The following is a 22,086-nucleotide window of genomic DNA, read 5'->3' on the forward strand; positions in this document are numbered from 1 at the left end:
ATGACTATGATAAAGACATATACATTTGTCCTAATAATGTTGCATTAGTATATAAAACTACGACTCGCGAAGGCTATAGAGAATATAGATGCTTCGAAGAAATCTGTATGTGTTGCCCTCATAAAGATAAGTGTCTAGGAGAAAAGTCTAAATATAAAGTAATCAGAAGACATGTGTGGGAAAACCATAAAGATGATAATAAAAATTTCCTTAAAACTGAAAAAGGAAAAGCAATTTATAATAGAAGAAAAGAAACAGTTGAGCGAAGCTTCGCAGATTCAAAAAATCTGCATGGGCTTCGCTATGCTCGCTTCCGCGGACGCGAAAAAGTTTCTGAACAATGCCTACTAACTGCGGCGGTACAGAATATGAAAAAGATAGCTATGAGACTATCTTTGTTATATTCAGATTTTATTATTATATTTTATGAAATTTTTAATATTAAATTTATCCACAATTTATAATAGAAAAAGCCTCTGTTTTTTTAAAACAGGGGTTTTTCAACAAACTGAAAGCACTCCAAAAGGAGTGCTTTTCCACTTTAAAACATTTATTAAAAATTTCATTTTTTAATAACATAATAAATTTTAGTTAATATAATAAATTAAGAAGTAAATAAAATTTATTGTATAACAAAGGTGGAATTTAGAGTGGTAAATATTTTAGGAATAGATGTAAGTGTATGGCAAGGAAATTTTAATTTTAAACAAGCCTCAAATGAAGGAGTTAAATTTGCTATATTAAGAGGCGGTTATAGTACAAGTAAAGATTCTAAATTTGAAGAGTTTTATAAAAATGCTAGAGAAGCAGGATTAAGTATAGGAGTTTATCAATATAGCATGGCAACAACAGTAGAAGAAGCTTTAAAAGAGGCAGAATTTTTAGAAAAAAATGTTCTAGCTAATAAAAAGTTTGAACTACCTATATATTTTGATATAGAGGATAAGGTTCATAAAGCTTTAAGTAAAGAACAAGCATCTAATGTAACAAAGGCATGGTTAAATTATTTAAGAGGTAAGGGCTTTTTAGTTGGAGTTTATTCAAGTAAGTCTTTTTTAGAAACCTATTTAAATAATGAAGTAAGAAATAATTATGAAATATGGGTTGCTCAATGGGCTGAAAAATGCACTTATAGTGGACAATATGGAATGTGGCAGTTTGGTGGAGAAACAAACTTAATTAGAAGCAATAAAATAGCTGGAGTAGTTTGTGACCAAAATTATATGGTAATAGATTATCCTAAATTGGTTATAGAGAAGAGTCTAAACGGATATAGAGGCAGTAGTAATAATGGAAATAATACCAATAATAATACAAATGTAGATATAGGAAACAATACTAATCCAACTTCAAATACAACTTATGTAGTTAAGTATGGAGATACCTTATCAAATATAGCAGCAAAATATGGAGTAAGTTATGAAGAGTTAGCAAGATTAAATGGAATAAGCGAGCCTAATATAATTTATCCAGGGCAAGTAATAAAAATTCAAAATAAAAATATTGAAGGTAATTACTATACCGTAAAATATGGAGACTCACTATCATCAATAGCATCAAAATATGGTATGGATTATCAAACATTAGCTAAAATAAATGGAATAAGTAATCCTAATTTAATTTATCCAGGACAAGTTTTAAAAATAGAAGGTGAGGTTAATCAAGGGGTTTACTATACTGTAAAAGAAGGAGATAACTTATCTTCAATAGCTAGTAAATATGGAATAACTTATCAAGCAATAGCTTTACTGAATAATTTAACAAAGCCTAATTTAATCTATCCTGGGCAAGTTTTAAGAGTTAAATAGAAAAAATATTAATTTTAGGAGGTTGTCTTAGACAACCTTCTCTTATTTTATTCAAACACTTTATTGACAATAGCTACTAGAAATGGTATTCTATAAAAAAAGATTACCTTTAATTTAATCCAGAGAGGTTAGTAAGGGAGATAGCAAGTATTATATACTTAGGTTTATTATGTCTTCCTTCATGCAAGGAAGTTTTTTTATGCGTAAAAAACCTTTAAATTTAACACAGAGATGTTAACAAGGAGTGATAATTATGAAAAATAAACATTTAATTGATCCAATGGATTTCACTAAGAAAGAATTAGAAGAAATATTTAATTTAGCTCATCAAATAATAGAAAATCCTAATGAATATTCACATGTTTGTGATGGAAAAATATTAGCAACACTTTTTTATGAACCAAGTACTAGAACAAGATTTAGTTTTGAAGCAGCCATGATGAGACTTGGAGGAAAAATTTTAGGTTTTTCAGAACCAAACTCAACATCTACAGCTAAGGGAGAAACTTTAGCAGACACTATTACTATGGTATCTATCTATTCAGACATAATTGCAATGAGACACCCTATGGAGGGATCAGCAAAACTTGCAAGTATGTATTCGAACGTTCCAGTAATTAATGCAGGCGATGGTGGACATCAGCATCCAACTCAAACACTAACAGATCTTTTAACAATAGAATCCTTAAAAAATGGTTTAGAAAATCACACAATTGGAATATGTGGGGACTTAAAAAATGGAAGAACAGTTCATTCATTAATTAAAGCAATGTCAAGATATGAAGGAACTAAATTTATACTTATATCACCAAAAGAATTATCAATACCATCTTATATTAGAGAAGAGGTATTATTAAAAAATAATATTGAATTTAAAGAAGTTGAAAGATTAGAAGATGTAATAAATGAATTAGATATTCTTTATATGACTAGAATTCAAAAAGAAAGATTCTTTAATGAAGAAGAATATTTAAGATTAAAAGATAGTTATATACTAGATGTTGAAAAAATGAATTTAGCTAAAGAGGATATGATAGTTCTTCATCCATTACCAAGAGTAAATGAAATTGCTATAGAAGTTGATAAGGATAAGAGAGCATGCTACTTTAAACAAGCTGAATTTGGAATGTATGTAAGAATGGCTTTAATTTCAAAACTTTTGGGGGTGCTATAAATGTTAGAAATAACTAGTATAAAGGATGGATTAGTAATAGATCATATAAAAGCAGGGATGGGTATAAGAATATTTAACTATTTGAAATTAGATAAAGTTAATAGTCAAGTAGCTTTAATTATGAATGTGAAAAGTGAAAAGATGTTAAAAAAAGATATTATAAAAATAGAAAATTCTTCAGAAATTGATTATACAGTTCTTAGCTTATTATCACCACATTTAACGATAAATGAAGTTAAAGAAGGTGAAATAAGAAGGAAAATAAAACCTGAATTGCCTGAAAAAGTAGAAGAAGTTTTAGTGTGTAATAATCCAAGATGTATAACTACACAAGAAAGTTATGTACCTCATACATTTAGTTTAATAAATGAAGATAGAGGAACTTATAAATGTGATTATTGTGATAATATTACAAAATTATCGGATTTATAAGAATAAGAGGTGTAGCTATGAATTTACTTATAAAAAATGCTAGAGTTATAGACAGTTTACAGGATTTTAATGGAGATATTTATATCGAAAATGGTTTAATAAAAGAAGTTGGATTGAATTTAAATAAAGAAGATATAGAAACTATAGATGTAAAGGGAAGTGTTGTAATGCCTTCCTTTATAGATACACATGCTCATTTTAGAGAGCCAGGATTAACATATAAAGAGGATATAGAAACTGGTTCTAGAGCAGCTCTAAGAGGTGGATATACAGGTGTGTGTTTGATGGCAAATACTCAACCTATATGTTCAAGTAAAGAAGTTTTAGAAAAAGTTAGGGAAAGAGAAAAAGAATTAAAATTAGTAGATTTACACCAATGTGTTTCTGTTACTAAAGGATTTAATGGAAAAGATATAAGTCATTTAGATAATTTTATAGATGATAAAAGACTTAAAGCAATTTCAGATGATGGTGTAGGGGTTATGGATTCTGAAATAATGTATAGTGCTATGCTTAAGGCAAAAGAACATGGATGGGTAATAATGTCCCATGCAGAAGACAAAGGTTTTTCAGAATTTGATATGAGAATAGCTGAAAATATAATGACTTTAAGAGATTTATATTTAGCAAAAGAAACAGGGGCTAGGCTTCATATGTGCCATGTTAGTACAAAGGAAGCAATTGAATATATTAGAGATGCAAAGAAAAGCTTTAGCAATATAACTTGTGAGGTTACTCCACATCACATATGTCTAACTAAAGATATTAATGATTATAGAGTTAATCCACCAATAAGAGAAAAAGAAGATGTAAATGAAGTAATAAAAGCAATTAAAGATGGTGTAGTTGATTGTATAGGAACAGATCATGCACCACATACAAAAGAAGATAAAGAAAAAGGTTCTCCAGGAATGGTAGGATTAGAAACAGCTTTTCCAATTTGTTATACAAGCTTAGTTAAAAGTGGAGAAATAACTTTAAATAAGCTAAGTGAGATAATGTCTAGGAATGGAGCTAAAATACTTGGAATGAATAAAGGGATTATTAGCCCAGGAATGGATGGGGATTTAGTAATACTAGATTTAGATAAGAAAATAGTTATAAATTCAGAAGACTTCCATTCAAAAGCTAAAAATACACCTTTTGAAGGTATGGAGTTTTACGGTGAAGTTCAAATGACTATAAAATCAGGGAGAATTCTTTATAAGAAGTAGGAGGATAATATGAAAAGTTTTATAATTGATAAGTTATACAATAGAGTAGAGGAAAGAGGAGTGGTATGTGTTGGTTTAGACACTGCTATTGAATATATACCAAGTCATCTTTTCGAAGGAAGAAGTGAAACAGAGGCTTTAGTTGAATTTAATAAACAAATAATAGATGCAACTATAGATGTGGCTGCTTGTTTTAAAGTACAAATAGCTTATTATGAAGCTTTAGGATTAAAGGGAATGCTTGCCTATAAAGAAACATTAGATTATTTAAGAGAAAAAGATGCAATAATAATTGCAGATATAAAAAGAGGAGATATAGCAGCAACAGCTAAACAATATGCAAAGGCTCATTTTGAAGGAGACTTTGAAGTTGACTTTATCACTTTAAGCCCTTATATGGGAATGGATAGTATAGAACCATATATGCCATATATGGAAAAAGGAAATAAGGGAGTTTTCACACTAGTTAGAACTTCAAATCCAGGTGCAGAAGATATAGAAATGGTGAAAACTGAAGACGGAAGAGATGTTTATAAGGTTGTTGGAGATAAGCTTACTGAAATGGGTAGTAAAGTATCTGGAGACTGTGGTTATTCAAGTATAGGCGGAGTAATAGGTTGTACTCACGTTGAAGAGGGAATTGAGATAAGAAAAAGATTTAAAAATATGTTCTTTTTAATACCTGGATATGGAGCACAAGGTGGAAAAGCAGAAGATGTAGCTTTATATTTAAATAATGGAAATGGTGGAGTTGTTAATTCTTCAAGAGCTATACTTTTAGCTTATAAAAAGCAAGAAGGAAGAGAAAAAGAATTTGCATTATGTGCAAGAGAAGAAGCTATTAGAATGAGAGATGAAATAAGAGCTGCAGTAGATAATCTATAGGAGGAGAGCTAATGAAGATGGCTTATACTAAATCAAAAGTTATATCAAATGAGAATATAGTTCCTGGAATATATAAAATGGTTGTTGAAGATAATAATGAAGTAAGAGCAGGACAATTTTATATGTTAAAATTAGATGGACAAACATTACTTCCAAGACCTATAAGTGTATGTGAAAAAAATGAAGGAACTATAACTTTCTTATATGCAGTATTAGGAAAGGGTACTAAAGAATATGTAGATCTTAAAAATGGAGATTATATAAATCTTACAGGACCACTAGGGAATGGATTTAATGTTTATGAGGATCTTGGAAAAGTTGCATTAGTTTCAGGTGGGATTGGTACAGCTCCAATGCTAGAGGTAGCTAAGAAGCTAAGAGAAAATAATAGTAATTCAAAAATAGATTTATATGCAGGCTTTAGAGATGACATCTATTTAATAGATGAAATAAAAGAATATGCTGACAATACATATGTAAGTACTAATACTGGAAAGCATGGGCACAAGGGATTTGTAACAGATATTATTAAAGTTGAAGAGTATGACACTGTTCTTTGTTGTGGTCCAGAAATAATGATGAAGAAAGTAATAGATATGTGTAAGGAAAAGAATGTGAAAATATATGTATCTATGGAAAAGCATATGGCTTGTGGAGTGGGTGCTTGCTTAGTATGTACTTGCAAGACTAAAGATGGTAATAAGAGAACTTGCAAAGATGGTCCAGTTTTTGATGGATATTATGTTGAGCTTTAAAATCAAAGGAGGAAATTAAAATGTTAAAGGTAAATATAAATGGAGTAGAATTTAAAAATCCAGTAATAGCTGCCTCAGGAACCTTTGGATTTGGAGCAGAATATAATAATTTTTATGATGTAGGAATATTAGGAGGAATATCATCAAAAGGTCTTACTTTAAATCCTAAAGAAGGTAATGATGGAATTAGAGTTTATGAAACAGCATCAGGAATGATGAATTCAGTAGGATTACAAAATCCAGGAATAGATAAGTTTATATCTGAAGAACTTCCAAGAATGAAAACTTTAGGAACTAACATTATTGCCAATGTTGGTGGAGGTTGTATGGAAGATTATGAAGAGGCTATAGAAAAATTAAGAGGAACTGACATTGATATGATAGAACTTAACATATCATGCCCTAATGTTAAATCAGGTGGAATGGCTTTTGGAATAAAGTCTAATGTAGCTTATGATGTAGTTTCTAAAATAAAGAAAATAGCTGATAAACCTTTAATGGTTAAATTATCTCCAAATGCAGAAGATATAGTTAGAATGGCTATAAGCTGTGAAGAAGCGGGAGCTGATTCTATCTCTTTAATAAATACATTAAAAGGTTTTGCAATAGATCCATATAAAAGAAAGCCTGTATTTAATAATATCTATGCAGGAGTTTCAGGACCAGCTGTAAAACCAATAGCACTTAGAATGGTTCATGAAGTTTCAAAGGCTGTTAATATACCTGTAATTGGATTAGGCGGTATTTCTAATGGACAAGATGCTATAGAGTTTATGATGGCTGGTGCATCAGCAATTCAAATAGGGACTATTAACTTTGTTAATCCAATGGCTGGTAAAGAAATTATTGAAGAAATGGAAGCTTTCTGTAAAGAACAAGGAATTAAAGATATAAATGAAATAGTAGGATGTATAAAATAAAAAAAAGTAGTTTTACTAAATTATTATAAAACTATTGTATAATGTCATTTTTTTTAGTTAGCAAAGAGATAAACATTGTATGACGGTGACTTGGATCGCATGAGACGGAGCAAGGAATATAATGCTTATCTCTTTTTTATAAGTTCCTTCCTTTAGTTTGGAAGTGTTAAAGTATCATATCAAGGTGACTTGGAGCTTGCTATGATACTTTAACACTTTTTTATTGAGAAAATTAAAAAAATATCTTTATAATAATTATTAAATAATGTAAAATATAAAATGAATAATTATATAATAATCATTGTATTAAATAGAGCTTAGGCTTTATTAATATAGTAATTAAGGAGGATACAATGAGAACAAAGAAATTAAGTATAATTTTTAGTTTAATCATTATAGTATTGCTATTTTTTATAAGTGTTATAGTAATTAATATACTAAATATAGGAAAAAAGGAAGTAAAGGTGGCAAGAAAATTTATTGAAGAGTTATCTGAAAATAGTATAATTAAAGAAAATAATGATTTAGAAAAAGAGATAATTAAAGAAGAAATTTTAAATAAGAAATCAAATAGAAATTCCAAAATTAAATATTCTGTAATAGTTGGGAAATATGCTGTAGATATAGATAAGGATTATAACATATTAGGTTTTTCTAATAAAAATATAAATGAAGTTTCACTTAAATCAAATGAAATTAGTGAAGATGATGCTATATATTTAGCAAAATCATATTTAGTAAAAATAACACAAGAAGATTTTAAATTTAAGGAAATTAGAAATCAGGAAGGAATAGATAGTTCTGTTTATAATGTGATATTTTATAAATATAGAGAAGGTTATCCATATTATTATCAAGAAATAAATACTCTAATAAATAAGAATACAGGAGAATTGGAAGGATATAGTAATTATCCAGTAACAGATGTAAATTATATAGATGATATAAACATAACTGAGAAAGAAGCTAATAATATAATAAAAGAGAATTTTAAGATGCTAAAGCTAGATATTATAATAACAGAAGAGCCAATTTTGTGCTATGTGAATATTTCGGATAAAGAAATGGTACTAGCTTATGTATTTAATATAGGAATAAATAGTGAAAATAATAAAGATAATTGTATTTCACTGGTAAGAGCGGATACAGGAGAAATAATTAATTATAATTTAGAGGCAGTAGCAATAGAGTAAGAAAAAAGAGCAGTCTAATGACAGCTCTTTTAAATTTTATTTAAATATATTTATTTTACCATTCTGTTTCTTCATTATCTAATTCTGAAATTGATGAAGCCTTAAATATTGGATCTTTAATTCCTTGTTGTTTTTGTTTATTATAATCATCTAGAGCTTTAAAAGCTATTTTACTTAATAAAACTATAGCTATTAAGTTAATAATTGCCATTAGTCCCATAAATACATCAGCTAAATTCCATACTAAATCCATACTTACTAATGAACCGAAGAAAACCATAATTCCAACAAATGCTCTATATAAATTTAAATAAATATTTTTGTTAGTTATAAATTGGATATTTGCTTCTCCGTAATAGTAATTTCCAACTATAGAACTAAAGGCGAAAAGTAAAATACAGATAGATATAAATATACCACCCCAAGAACCAACTTGATCAATTAAGGCTAATTGAGTAAGTTCAATACCTTTAATAGAACCATCTATTGGAACATTAGATAATAAAATTATAAATGCTGTACAACTACAAATTATTAATGTATCAGTAAAAACTCCAAGAGTTTGAATAAATCCTTGTTTAACTGGATGAGATACTGTTGCTGTAGCAGCTGCATTTGGAGCAGATCCCATTCCGGCCTCATTAGAAAATAATCCTCTCTTTATACCTTGCATTAAGGCAGCACCAATACCTCCACCTACAACTTGGTGTACTCCAAAGGCATTTTCAAAAATCATTTTAATTACATTAGGTAGTAATGTAATATTTTTAATAACTATAAATAAAGCAACGATTATATATGCAATAGCCATTATAGGAACAAGTACTGATGAAACTTTAGCTATTCTATTTACACCACCGAATATAATTACTATTGTTAATATAGTAATTATAGAGCCAACTACAATTTTATTAAATCCAAAAGAACTATTTAAGGAAAGAGCTATTGTATTTGCTTGAACAGAGTTAAATACTAATCCAAAAGCGATTGTTATTAATATTGCAAATAAAACTCCAAGATATCTATTTTTTAATCCTTTTTCTATGTAATACGCAGGTCCTCCAATAAAATTGTTACCATCTTTTTGTTTGTAAACTTGTGCTAGAGTAGATTCTATGAAGCTTGATGCAGAACCTATTAAGGCTATTAACCACATCCAAAAGATAGCTCCAGGACCTCCTATAGAAATAGCAGTAGCTATACCAGCAAGATTACCAGTTCCAACTCTTGAAGCTGTACTAATACAAAAAGCTTGAAAAGATGAAACAGAATTAGTATCTTTATCATTAGTTGCACCATCAGTTAATAGTCTAAACATTTCTCTTATATTCCTAAATTGAACAAATTTAGTTTTAAAAGTAAAATAAAGTCCAATTATTATTAACATACCTATCAAAATATAAGTCCAAAGTATATCATTAAATGCTAGTATAATTGAATTTAAGTAATCCATATGCGAATCCACCTCTTTAGTATTTGATATTTACAAAAATATGATATATTAAAATGAGAAAAAATGCAAGAAAAAACTTTATATATTTCATAAATAGGCGAAAATGAGTGTTTTTTAATTGATTACACTGAATATGGTGAATAAAATTTGTTAACATTATTCATAAATATGAAATAAAAAAAGAGAGAAGAAATTCTCTCTTTTTTAATCTTGATTATTTTGCCCATTTTCATTTGTATTATTAGCATTATTGTCAGTGTTATTATTATCGTTATTATTTTCTGGTTGATTAGATTCATTTTCTACAGGCTTATCTTTTTCAAGTTCAATTGTTAGAGTTTCACCTTTTTTAATTTTTTCAGAAGATAAGCTTTTGATTGTTCTGTTTTTAGATTCATTATTCTTAATAGTTACAGTAATACCCTTATCCTTTAGAATATTTACAGCATCGTCAGCGTTACTTCCTACTTTAATACCTAAATCTGATAATTTAAATTCCTCAACAGCTTTAGTATCATCTTTTTCAGTTGGAAGAACATATTTATAATCAGCAGCATAAGTAGCTGGATTTGACTTTTTTATAAATACTCTTTCTTCAATTAAGTCTTTTGGTGTATTTTCCGTAGCTAATTTATTATTATTTTTATTAACTTTAGCAGTTACATGTACATCACATACTCCCGTTGGTTCCGTGCCAGATATAAACATTTCAGTGTAAACTCTTGAACCTCTTTGATCATGAGTACAAGTATCTGTTGCTATTTTACCAGAATCTTTACAAATTGTAACAGTAGTAACACCACCTGGGTTTCCATCAAATTCTTTATATTCTAGATTTTCATGAATTGGAGCCATCATAGCACCCCATAGTGATGCAGCAGATGAACTGTAACTTGCACCAGTCATTGTACTACGATCATCATAACCAATCCAAACAGCTCCTGAATAGTAAGGAGTTAATCCAGCAAATAAGAAATCTGTAACAAGGCTAGTAGTTCCTGTTTTACCAATAACAGGCATATTTGAAAGCTTAGCTAAAGCACCATCAAAGCTTAAAGGTCCTTTTAATAAATCTCTCATTATATAAGCTGTTTGAGGTGAAAAAATTTGTTCTTGAACAGTTTCTTTTTCTAATAAAACTTTTCCATTTGAATCTATAACTTTAGTATATAGTTTAGGTTCAATATAAACTCCATTATTTCCAAAGGTACCATAAGCGGCTGCAAGGATAAATGGATTACCACCATCTATAGAACCATCTTCTGCATCATACCCTGTGAATTCTCCTAAAGAAAGTGTAGCTATACTTGTTCTTGATTTTGATCCATAAATTATACCTAATTTTTCTCCATAAGATAAACCATTTTCAATACCAAGTTTATCTTCAATCATAACTGTAGGAACATTTTTAGATAAAGCTAGTGCGTTTCTAACTGTAATATATCCATCAGATTTAAAGTTCCAATTTTGAGGATTATAATTATTATATTTAGAACTAATTGAAGATGGTAATAATGCATCATCAAAAACAGTACCAGCAGTTACAGTTTTTGTATCTATAGCAGGTCCATAAACGGTTAATGGTTTAGTTGTAGAACCTATGGATCTTAAAGCATCGTAAGCTCTATTAGTAGATCTTGCTGGTTGCTCACCTCTTCCTCCAACTAAAACCTTAACTTCACCTGTTCTATAATCCATAATTGCAGCAGCAGCTTGAAGAGCAGGAGTACCATTTTCATCAGTTACTTCTGGGTTTGCATATATATCAAGTTGTTGTATGCTGTTTCTATCATCTAAAACTGCTTGAGTAGAGTCTTGCATAGCTCTATCCATAGTAGTATATATTTTAAGTCCACCAGTTGAGAATAATCTATCTACTTCTTCATCAGTATATTTATAAGTTTCCTTTAAGTCTTCTCTTACTTGATCTATAGCAGGATAAACAAACCATTCATAGTTTATTTTATAAGAAATAACTGTTTGTGAAAATTCAAATTGATTTGCATCTACAAAAGCATATGCATCATCATATTCTTCCTCTGTTATTTTACCTAAGTCTCTCATTTTCATTAGAACAGTTTTAGTTCTATCTAAATATATAGTAGGATCTTCTATATTATCTGGATAATAAGGACTATAGGTAGTAGGAGCTTGAGTTAAACCAGCCAAAAATGCACATTCTGGTAAGTTTAGGTCTATAGCATTTTTATCAAAATAATATCTTGCAGCAGCTTCTACACCATATACTCTTCCTCCTAAAGGAATAGTGTTTAAATATGCCTCTAAAATCTGATCTTTAGACAATTTATTTTCTAAACTTATAGAAAGATATATTTCTCTGATTTTTCTTTCTATTTTAACATCATTTGTAAGAAGAGTATTCTTTATTAATTGTTGTGTTAAGGTTGAACCACCTTGAATATTACCTTTTCCGGTAAAGAAATAAATACCTGAACTAAGGGCAGAGCCTAAAGTTCTCTTTATATCTATACCATTATGTGTATAAAAACGCTCATCTTCTATTGAGACATAAGCATCTTTAAGATAAGTAGGCATTTCATCTAAGGATATTTTATATCGTTCTTCATTAGTTGGTAAATTATCAATATAATTTCCCTCACTATCAAAAAGCATAGAAGGTTCATTTAAACTTAATACTGCATTTACATCTAGAGGTTCTGTACTTTTTATTATAGCAAATACATATCCAAGTCCAACCACAAAACATAGAAGTCCAGCTATAAGTATTGTAAGAAATGTACCTTTTAAAATTTTCTTATATATAGGTTGTTTTTTATTCTTTTTATTTTTTTTGCTAGTGTTTTTATTACTTTTAACATTAGCTTGGCTTTTTTCTTTTCTAGAAGTATTTTTATTAGCCATTTGTTCCTCCCTTATAATTTATAATTATTTAATGGTGTAAATAAATAATATACTATATTATAGCATATTTATATAAAGAGTAAAATAATAACTCGAGAAGGTGCCTATGAAGTATTATACAAAAAAATCCAAAATGCGATTCCAAATTAAACATCCTAAGATTATAATGGTTATTATTGCCATTTTCGTTCTATTTAATTCTATTATGTACTTTTTTAATAAAAATATTTTACCTGCTGCTTTAGCTATAGGTGAAGAAAATCTTAGAAGAGAAGCAACTTCTATAATTAATGAAACTGCACTAGAAATTTACTCTAAAGATTTTGATTATAATAATATGATAATTATAGAAAAGGATAATGAGGGAAATATTACATTGCTTAGGGCAGATACAGTTAAGCTTAATTATCTAGTTTCAAAACTAATTTTAGCATCAAATAAAAAGATAGATGAATTAGAAGAAGTAGGAATGAATATTCCTTTAGGCTATCTTACAAAGAATCTAGTTTTTTATAACTTAGGACCAAAGATAAATATTAAGATGAATCAAATTGGAAATATTACAAGTAGTTATGAATCTGTATTTGAAAGTGCTGGAATTAACCAAACTAGACATAAGATATATCTTAACATAAATATGCAGATGAAAATGATAGTACCATTAAATAGCAAGTCTGTAGATATTGTTTGTCAAATTCCCATATCAGAAACTATTATAGTTGGAAAAATACCAAACACAGCTATAGAACTAAATAAGTAATTAAGAATAGAAAATAAAAAACTCCCGAAAGGGAGTTTTAAGTTATTCAAATTATTATTTATAATTACAATAATAATCTTTATTAAATATTACTTATCTGAGTTTTCCCAGTTAAAAACATAAGGAACATTTCTATAGAAGCTTTCATAGTCAAGACCATATCCTACTACAAATAAATCTTCTATTTCAAAACAACAATAATCTGGTTTTAAATCTACCTTTCTTCTAGAAGGTTTATCTAATAATGTACAAGTCTTTACAGATCTAGCACCACGTTTCTTTACATAATCAATAACGAATTCCATTGTATATCCAGTATCAATTATATCATCAACTATAAGAACATCCCATCCTTCAATATTATCAGGAATATCGTTAACAACTTTAACTTCGCCAGTGCTTTCTTCACTATGACCATAACTTGAAGTAGTCATAAAACCAACCTTAGCTTTACAATCTAATGCCCTAAATAAATCAGCTCCAAAAACAAAACTTCCTCTAAGTAAAGGTAGAACATAAAGCTTTTTATCTTTGTAATCTTCAGTAATTTCTTTACCAAGATCTTTTATTCTATTTTTAATTTGTTCTTCTGTAAAAAGAATATTTCTTTTTTTATCTTCCATTTAAATAAAACCTCCTAAATAAAAGTGCAGCTTTAATAAACTGTATATTATATTATACTACATATTTTCTATAATATTTGCAACATTAGTTTAAAAATGCTAGCATTTTTATAATGAAAAATTAAGAATGTAGAATTAATGAAAAAACTACTCCGGATTTTTAACTAAAAAGTGCTTTGCACAAATTAAGTTTAAGTTTTGCTGTGCAAAACAACCTTAATTTTACATTATTCATTCTACACTTTTCATTTAAGATTGCATTGCAATCTTATTAGTGCTTGACAATAGCTTATAATATAAACATAATTAATAGAAAGTAAAGGATTAAATAATATAAAAAAGTAGGTGATCTTTAATGATATATGGAAACATAGATGGAATAAAAAAATCATATATTGAAGAACTTGAAAATCTTTATAGGATAAAGGTTTTAAAAGATGAGGTTTGTAGTGAAGAAATAATAAATATCATTTCTAGAATATCTTCTATAATAGAAAGAGAAATAAGTGTTGCTATAGATAGAAGAGGTAAGGTTGTTTCAGTTGCTATTGGAGATTCTACATCAGTAGAAATTGGAATGATAGATATAAGAGAAAAGAGATTGTCTGGTGTAAGAGTAATTCATACACATCCTAATGGATTTTCTAATCTTTCAGCCTTAGATGTATCGGCTTTATTAAAATTGAAGCTAGATGCTATTGTAGCAATCGGTGTATATAATGGAAATATAACTGACTACTCATTAGGAATGATTACAATAACTAATGATTTGTTAGACTATGAAGAAAGTCTAAATTTATCTTTAGAAAAGTTACTTTCCATTAATATATTAGATAAGATACAACATATAGAAGGCTTAATAAAAGAGAGAGAAGTTATAGAAGAGGAAGGTGAAAAGGCAATTTTAGTTGGTTCAGATAGTAAGGAAAGTTTAGAAGAACTTAAAGAACTTACTAAAGCTTGCGATATACCTGTTTTAGATTCTGTATACCAAAGTAGGAGCAAAGTAGATCCAGCCTTTTATATAGGAAAGGGTAAGGTTTTAGAAATTGCTTCTTTAAGGCAAACAAAGCATGCTAATTTAGTTATTTTTGATGATGAACTTTCAGGTTCTCAAGTAAGAAACTTAGAAGCAGCTCTTGGGGCTAAAGTAATAGATAGAACAACTTTAATATTAGAGATTTTTGCAAGAAGAGCTAGAAGTAAGGAATCTAAAATTCAAGTAGAGCTTGCTCAGTTAAAATATAGAATGAGTAGACTTCAAGGTCTTGGAACTATGCTTTCAAGAACAGGTGGTGGTATTGGAACTAGAGGACCCGGGGAAAAGAAATTAGAAACTGATAGAAGACATATAAAAGAAACTATTTATGACTTAAATGATGAGCTTAAAAAAATAAAGAAAAATAGAGAAGTTCAAAGAGAAAAAAGAAATAAGGAAAGCATTCCAAAGGTTTCTCTTGTAGGATACACTAACGCTGGTAAATCTACCCTTAGAAATAGTTTATGTGATTTAGCAGCCCAAAAGGAAGTTCAAGGAAAGGAAAAAGTTTTTGAAGCAGATATGCTTTTTGCAACTTTAGATATAACTACAAGATCTATTGTGCTTAAAAATAAGGGAGTAGTAACTATAACAGATACAGTTGGATTTGTAAGAAAACTACCACATGATTTAGTTGAAGCATTTAAATCAACTTTAGAAGAAGTTATTTACTCAGATCTTTTATGTCATGTAGTAGATGCATCTAGTGAATATGCATTAGATCAAATAAAAGCAGTAGAAGAGGTTCTTTTGGAATTAGGTGCAAAGGATAAAGAAACAATTTTAGTTTTAAATAAAATTGATAAGGCGAGTTTAGAAAACTTAGAAAGCATAAGAGAAGCTTGCACTGATTATTTAGTAATAGAAATATCAGCTAAGGAAGGTAAGAATCTAGATGGATTATTAGATTTAATAGAAGAAAAATTACCTTATAAAATGAAAAAATGTGAATATTTAATATCCTATGATAGAAGTGATATAAATTCATATCTTCATAGAAATGGAAGAGTATTAGAAGAAGATTATAAAGATAATGGTACTTATATGTTAGTAGAAGTTGATGATGAAATATATAATAAAACTAAAGAATTTGTTGTAAATATATTAAAATAAATATGCTTTAATGTTAAAACTGCAATGAAGGTTACACTTTATTGCAGTTTTTATATATATTCTATATAATAATTGTAATGATACAATGGGATGAATAGGGGGAATCATATGGCAAAATCAGTTGTAGATTATCAAAATGCCTATAAAGAAATAACAGAAATACTTAAGAAAAATACTAATATCCTTTCAATATTTGTTTTTGGGAGTATGGTTAGTGGTGATTTATGGGAAGGATCTAATATAGATTTATTTGCAATTTATAAAGATGATTTCGATGAGATTAGGGATGTATATTCGGAAGTTTTAGAAATACCAGTACATATAAAATTTTTAAGTAAAGAATCTTTTAAGAATTACTATAATGAATCAGGAAAGATAAATTTAATTAAAGACTATTTAATTTCATCAAGATTAATTTATTCTATAGATAGTGAAATAACAGAATTATATCAAAAAATAATTTATATGATTGATTCAGATAAGGGAAGATGGAATTTAGTTTACTTAGGAAATTTTCTTAAAGAAGTTGGGATATGTAAAAAGTACTTAAGCAAAGGTAGTAGATACACAGCACATGAGCTTCTAATAAGAGCACTTAATAATTTCTCTATGATTTATTTAAGTATAAATGGATACAATGTAACAAAAGATTCCCTAACAATGGCATGTAATTTTAATGATGATCTTAATGATAGAGTTAAAAAATTGCTTTATAGCGATGTTAGCGATGAAAGTATAAAGGATTTAATAAAATATATGGAGATTTATTTAGAATATAATATGGAAAAAATAACTAAAGATTTGATTTCATTTATTAAAAATCAAGATAAACCTTTAAGTTCACATGAAATAAAACTTGATCCATATTTCAAAAATTTTAAGATAAAAATAGAAGAAGTTTTAAAGATTCTTTATGAAATTAATATTATAAATAAGGAAAAAAGAGAATTTAGAGATTCAAAAGGGAGTTTATTAGCTATGGAAAATGTTTATAGCTATAAAAAATAATTGGGGGATTTATGAGTAAAATTTATGACATATATTTTAAAGAAGATATTCCTAAATATATTGAAATTGCGAATCATTTAAAACAGTTAATAGATAGTAAGAAAATTAAAGATGGTGAAAAGTTACCTACAATAAGGGAATTATCTAGTAATTTAGAAGTGAATAAAGTTACTATAGTAAATGCTTATAAAAAGCTACAGACAGATGGTTATGCCTACCAAAAGGTTGGCTCTGGAACATATGCAAAAAGAAAAGAATCTATTTCATCTTTTAATAGGGAATATTCAAAAATATTTAAAAATTTATCATCTGATGATTTTGAAAAAATTATAGACTTTACAGGAGAAACAAATTCAGATGTGTACTTTCCTATGGATGATTTTAAAAATGTAATTAATAAGGTTCTAGATAGAGATGGGGCTAATGCATTAATAATAAAAGAATCTCTTGGATATGAAAATTTAAGAAAAACAATAAATAATTCATTTTGGGAAAATAAGATAGATTTAAATAATATACTTATAGTTTCAGGTGCACAACAAGGAATCGATATTGCTGCCAAGGCAATTGTAAATATAAATGATAATGTAATAGTAGAAAAACCAACTTATGGTGGAGCTATATCTGTATTTAAATGGAGAAGAGCTAATATATTTGAAGTGGAGCTAGAAAAGGATGGTATAAATTTAATAGCTTTTGAAGAAATATTAAAAAAGAACAACATAAGATGTTTTTATACTATGAGTTATTTTCATAATCCAACAGGTATAAGTTATAGTCTAGAGAAGAAACTTAAATTATTAGAGCTAGCTAATAAATATGATTTTTATATTATTGAAGATGATTATTTATCTGAACTTATATATAGTGAAGATATAAGACACGAGCCTTTAAAAAGTTTAGATAAATATGAAAGAGTAATTTATATAAAAAGTTTTTCAAAGGTATTTTTACCTGGAATAAGGCTTGGATATATGATTACACCTTCTTCTTTTACAGAAAGTATTCAAAGATCCAAAATAAACACTGATATTGCAACTTCAAGTCTTATGCAAAGAGCTTTAGAATTGTATATAAGTGAAGGTTTTTGGAAGAAAAATATAGAGTATCAAAAAAATATATATAAGGAAAAGTATTTATTAATGAAAGAATTAATAAATAGGGAGCTTGGTGATAATGTAAATTATATAGATCCTTTAGGAGGATTGTATATAAATTTAGAGATAAAGAATAAGGATATCACATCAAAAGAACTATTTTATAAATTAAAGGAAAAAAATCTTTATATTACTCCAGGAGTAATATTCTTTAGAGATTCAATTAGTGGAGAAGAATTTTTTAGAATTAGTTTCTCACAAGCAAGCAAAGAAAAGATAATAAAAGGCATAGAGTTAATAAAGGAGGAACTTAAATGAGTTATGTTACTATAAGAAATTTTGGGGAAGATAAATTTATTGAGAAAAAATCAGAATTTATAGGATATGCAAAAAGATGTGAAACGGAAGAAGAAGCAAAAGCGTTTGTAAATGAAATAAAAAATATGCATAAGCAGGCAACACATAATTGCTTTGCTTATATAATTGGAGAAAATATGGGGATTCAAAGATATAGTGATGATGGAGAACCACAAGGAACTGCTGGAATTCCTATATTAGAAGTTATGAAAAAAAGTAATATAACTGATTGTGCCATTGTAGTAACTAGATACTTTGGAGGAATACTACTTGGAGCAGGTGGACTTACAAGAGCATATACAAAAGGAGCCTCTGTTGCTTTAAAAGCAGGAGGAATAGTAGAGAAAGTAAGAGGTGTTAAAGTATCTCTAGAAATGGAATATGATATGCTAGGTAAAATTCAATATACTTGTAATGAAAATAATTGGCATATTGAAGAAACGGAGTACACAGATAAAGTTGTAGTAAACTTATTAGCTGAATTAGAATTAGCAAAAGAAATTGAAAAAAAGGCTATTGAAATATCTAATGGAAAGATAATTATTAATAAAAGTGATGAGGATATTTACTTTAAAGAAGAAAATAGACTTTATAAATTGATTTAAGAAAATTTGTAAGGGAAAAATAATTGTGATATAATTTTCACTGTATTTATAAATTTTAATTAATGTTGGGAGGAATAAAAATGTCAGGACATTCAAAATGGCATAATATACAAAATAAAAAAGGTAAAGCAGATGCAAAAAGAGGAAAGATTTTTACAAAGTTAGGTAAAGAAATTATTATAGCAGTTAAAAATGGTGGTCCTGTTCCCGACACAAACCCGAAATTAAGAGATGTAATTGCTAAAGCGAAGGCTAATAATATGCCAAATGATACAATAACTAGATTAATTAAAAAAGCTTCAGGTGAACTTTCGGGAGTAGACTATGAAAAAATAGTTTATGAAGGTTATGGTCCATCAGGAGTTGCAGTAATAGTAGAAACATTAACAGATAATAAAAATAGATCAGCAGGAAACGTAAGAAGTGCCTTCACTAAAGGCGGTGGAAATATGGGAGCTACAGGTTGTGTAGGCTTTATGTTCCAAGAAAAAGGAGAAATTGTTATTGAAAAAGAAGATAAGGATGAAGATGAAATAATGATGCTTGCATTAGATGCAGGAGCAGAAGATTTTGCATCAGAAGAAGAAGTATTTATAATAACAACTACTCCAGAAGACTTCGGTACAGTAAGAGAAGCTTTAGAAGCAGAAGGATTAGAATTCTTAGAAGCAGCAGTAAAAATGATTCCAGATACATATACTGAATTAAATGAAGATGATGCTAAGAAGTTCCAAAAAATGTTAGATTTACTTGAAGATGATGATGACGTTCAAGAAGTTTACCACAATGCTGAATTCCCAGAAGGTTGGGATGAATAATAAATATTAAAAGTAAAAGGAGATGTATATTATTTTAAGTGGTATACATCTCCTTTTCTTTATATATAATAAAAAAAAAGAGTGATTTGCCAAAATCACTCCCCAGAATAATCTGTAATTAACTTTTTCATTCCTCTTGGAAACTACTAAAGTATAAATATATAATAACAAAACATATAAAAAATTCAATATATATTTTAAAAGAAATTAATGTAGTTTAATCCATATAAATATTAAATTGGATATTAAACTATAAAGTGGATATATAATAAGAAAATAGTGGTTATATAATAGGAAATTAACCAAATTTATAAATTTAATCTTTTATAACTAAAATTTTTATGATATAATCTTGGAGTATTTTGAAAAAATGGGGGAGTATGATCATGAAACATATCAAAACAATCAACAAAACTAACATCAAAAACAGCTTAGTAAAACCAGGTTGTAAAGAATGTGCTAACTCATGTCAATCAGCTTGCAAAACTTCATGTACAGTTGCAAACTTAGAGTGTGAAAACTAATTTAAAAGAAAGCGGCAACGATGAGTTGCTGCTTACTTTTTAGTTAAATAGCTTTTGGAGGGATTAAGATGTCTTTAATACACAAATTTAAACAAGGTGAAAATTATTTTGTATTAGATGTAAATACAGGAGCTGTTCATATAGTAGATGAGCTTGTATATGATTTAGTGCATGATAATGGAATGAAAGATAAAGAAGAAACAATAAAACTTTTATCACATAAATATGATGAAAATACTATAAGAGAAGCTTATGATGAAATACAAGAACTTATAAAAGAAGGAATGCTATATTCAGAAGATAGATATGAAGATATAGCTCATGGTTCCATGGATGATAGAGATTATATTAAGGCAGTTTGTTTAAATATAATTCATGCATGTAATTTAAGATGTAAATATTGCTTTGCTGATGAAGGAGAATACAATGGACATAAAGGTGTTATGTCCATAGAAACTGCTAAAAAGGCAATTGATTATGTTGTAAAAAGAAGTGGTCCAAGAAGAAATATTGAAATAGATTTATTTGGTGGAGAACCAACTATGATAATGGATACTGTAAAAGAAATAGTACAGTATGCTAGAGAAAATGAAAAGAAGTGGAATAAGAATATTAGATTTACTATGACAACTAATGCAACACTTCTAAATGATGATATGATGGACTTTATGGACAAGGAGCTTGGAAACATAATTCTTTCATTAGATGGAAGAAAATCTGTTAATGATAATGTAAGAATTAAAGTTAATGGAACAGGTTCTTATGATGATATACTACCTAACATAAAGAAGATGATTGAAAAGAGAACTCCTGGTAAAACATACTATGTAAGAGGTACATTTACTAGAGCAAATACTGATTTCTTTGAAGATGTAATGGCTATGGTAAATGAAGGTTTTGATGAAGTATCTATTGAACCAGTTGTACTTGAAGATGGACATCCTCTTGCTTTAAGAGAAGAAGATTTACCAAAGATAATGGAAAATTACGATAAGCTATATGAAGATATGGCAAGAAGAAAGAGAGAAAAGAAGGGCGAATATAACTTCTATCACTTTAATGTAGATTTAAATGGTGGACCATGTGTATATAAGAGAATTTCAGGTTGTGGTGCAGGATTTGAATATGTTGCAATAACACCTCAAGGTGAAGTATATCCTTGTCATCAATTTGTAGGAAAAGAAGAATTTAAGCTTGGAACTATATATGATGATACATATAATTCAGAACTTGGAAAGAAGTTCAAAAAAGCTCATATATATAATAAGCCAAAATGTAGAGAGTGCTGGGCAAGATTCTATTGTAGTGGAGGTTGCCAAGCAAACAATGTTAGCTTTAATGGCGACATGAATATACCTTACGAAATAGGATGTAAGATGCAAAAGAAGAGAATAGAGTGTGCTATTGCTTTAAAAGCAGAATAAA

19 protein-coding genes and 1 pseudogene are annotated in these 22,086 nt (G+C 28.2%); 17 read left to right on the top strand and 3 right to left on the bottom strand.

All coding sequences use genetic code 11. The features are described from left to right. The 9 genes and pseudogenes from H9660_RS10130 to H9660_RS10170 all read left to right on the top strand — a co-directional run. Window positions 1-428, top strand: a pseudogene (locus H9660_RS10130) (transposase); the annotation flags it as partial. Window positions 429-650: 222 nt separating this feature from the next. After that, entirely contained in the window at window positions 651-1,808 is a 1,158-nt protein-coding gene (locus H9660_RS16600; protein ID WP_191750266.1) for a LysM peptidoglycan-binding domain-containing protein, read from the top strand. A 250-nt stretch (window positions 1,809-2,058) separates the two neighbouring features. Further along, a complete protein-coding gene (gene pyrB / locus H9660_RS10140; RefSeq protein WP_191750298.1) occupies window positions 2,059-2,982 on the top strand; it encodes an aspartate carbamoyltransferase in 924 nt (307 codons plus the stop codon). Next, a complete protein-coding gene (locus tag H9660_RS10145; RefSeq protein WP_191750267.1) occupies window positions 2,983-3,414 on the top strand; it encodes an aspartate carbamoyltransferase regulatory subunit in 432 nt (143 codons plus the stop codon). It begins immediately after the preceding gene. 17 nt (window positions 3,415-3,431) lie between these two features. Further along, window positions 3,432-4,628, top strand: coding sequence for a dihydroorotase (locus tag H9660_RS10150; RefSeq protein ID WP_191750268.1), 1,197 nt, complete (start codon window positions 3,432-3,434; stop codon window positions 4,626-4,628). 9 nt (window positions 4,629-4,637) lie between these two features. After that, entirely contained in the window at window positions 4,638-5,513 is an 876-nt protein-coding gene (gene pyrF / locus H9660_RS10155) for an orotidine-5'-phosphate decarboxylase (RefSeq protein ID WP_191750269.1), read from the top strand. Window positions 5,514-5,524: 11 nt separating this feature from the next. Next, on the top strand, window positions 5,525-6,268 hold the full coding sequence (locus tag H9660_RS10160) for a dihydroorotate dehydrogenase electron transfer subunit (RefSeq protein WP_191750270.1): 744 nt from the start codon (window positions 5,525-5,527) through the stop codon (window positions 6,266-6,268). A 20-nt stretch (window positions 6,269-6,288) separates the two neighbouring features. After that, entirely contained in the window at window positions 6,289-7,188 is a 900-nt protein-coding gene (locus tag H9660_RS10165; protein ID WP_191750271.1) for a dihydroorotate dehydrogenase, read from the top strand. Window positions 7,189-7,541: 353 nt separating this feature from the next. Then, a complete protein-coding gene (locus H9660_RS10170) occupies window positions 7,542-8,381 on the top strand; it encodes a hypothetical protein (protein ID WP_191750272.1) in 840 nt (279 codons plus the stop codon). Between the two features lie 55 nt (window positions 8,382-8,436). Here the strand turns inward: H9660_RS10170 and H9660_RS10175 are convergent, their stop codons facing one another. Together H9660_RS10175 and H9660_RS10180 are read right to left on the bottom strand one after the other, a co-directional pair. Continuing rightward, window positions 8,437-9,834, bottom strand: a complete 1,398-nt coding sequence (locus H9660_RS10175; protein WP_191750273.1) for an alanine/glycine:cation symporter family protein — start codon at window positions 9,832-9,834, stop codon at window positions 8,437-8,439. A gap of 204 nt (window positions 9,835-10,038) precedes the next feature. Next, on the bottom strand, window positions 10,039-12,717 hold the full coding sequence (locus tag H9660_RS10180; RefSeq protein WP_191750274.1) for a transglycosylase domain-containing protein: 2,679 nt from the start codon (window positions 12,715-12,717) through the stop codon (window positions 10,039-10,041). A gap of 106 nt (window positions 12,718-12,823) precedes the next feature. On the opposite strand from H9660_RS10180, the gene yunB reads away from it, so the two are divergent. Next, the gene (gene yunB / locus H9660_RS10185) at window positions 12,824-13,477 is read left to right on the top strand and encodes a sporulation protein YunB (protein WP_191750275.1); all 654 of its coding nucleotides are present in this window, start codon (window positions 12,824-12,826) and stop codon (window positions 13,475-13,477) included. A gap of 89 nt (window positions 13,478-13,566) precedes the next feature. Here the strand turns inward: yunB and hpt are convergent, their stop codons facing one another. Next, window positions 13,567-14,100, bottom strand: coding sequence for a hypoxanthine phosphoribosyltransferase (gene hpt, locus H9660_RS10190; protein WP_191750276.1), 534 nt, complete (start codon window positions 14,098-14,100; stop codon window positions 13,567-13,569). 355 nt (window positions 14,101-14,455) lie between these two features. Between hpt and hflX the strand changes: the two genes are divergently transcribed. The 7 genes from hflX to scfB all read left to right on the top strand — a co-directional run bounded on the left by hflX (window position 14,456) and on the right by scfB (window position 22,085). Beyond that, window positions 14,456-16,252, top strand: a complete 1,797-nt coding sequence (gene hflX, locus H9660_RS10195; protein ID WP_191750277.1) for a GTPase HflX — start codon at window positions 14,456-14,458, stop codon at window positions 16,250-16,252. A gap of 108 nt (window positions 16,253-16,360) precedes the next feature. Next, window positions 16,361-17,260 carry a nucleotidyltransferase domain-containing protein gene (locus tag H9660_RS10200; protein ID WP_191750278.1) on the top strand — a complete coding sequence of 300 codons (900 nt, stop codon included), beginning with the start codon at window positions 16,361-16,363 and terminating at the stop codon, window positions 17,258-17,260. A gap of 11 nt (window positions 17,261-17,271) precedes the next feature. Further along, window positions 17,272-18,675 carry an aminotransferase-like domain-containing protein gene (locus H9660_RS10205; protein WP_191750279.1) on the top strand — a complete coding sequence of 468 codons (1,404 nt, stop codon included), beginning with the start codon at window positions 17,272-17,274 and terminating at the stop codon, window positions 18,673-18,675. Continuing rightward, entirely contained in the window at window positions 18,672-19,319 is a 648-nt protein-coding gene (locus tag H9660_RS10210; RefSeq protein ID WP_191750280.1) for a YigZ family protein, read from the top strand. The genes H9660_RS10205 and H9660_RS10210 overlap by 4 nt, the downstream gene beginning before the upstream one ends. A gap of 80 nt (window positions 19,320-19,399) precedes the next feature. Next, window positions 19,400-20,137 (top strand): YebC/PmpR family DNA-binding transcriptional regulator, encoded by a 738-nt coding sequence (locus H9660_RS10215; protein WP_191750281.1) that lies wholly within the window; start codon window positions 19,400-19,402, stop codon window positions 20,135-20,137. 386 nt (window positions 20,138-20,523) lie between these two features. Beyond that, on the top strand, window positions 20,524-20,661 hold the full coding sequence (gene scfA, locus H9660_RS10220; protein ID WP_016208429.1) for a six-cysteine ranthipeptide SCIFF: 138 nt from the start codon (window positions 20,524-20,526) through the stop codon (window positions 20,659-20,661). A gap of 68 nt (window positions 20,662-20,729) precedes the next feature. After that, window positions 20,730-22,085, top strand: coding sequence for a thioether cross-link-forming SCIFF peptide maturase (gene scfB, locus H9660_RS10225; protein WP_191750282.1), 1,356 nt, complete (start codon window positions 20,730-20,732; stop codon window positions 22,083-22,085). The last annotated feature ends 1 nt before the right edge of the window (window position 22,086 follow it).

The sequence above is a fragment of the Clostridium gallinarum genome (genome assembly GCF_014836325.1).
In the GTDB taxonomy this organism is placed as follows: Bacteria; Bacillota; Clostridia; order Clostridiales; family Clostridiaceae; genus Clostridium; species Clostridium gallinarum.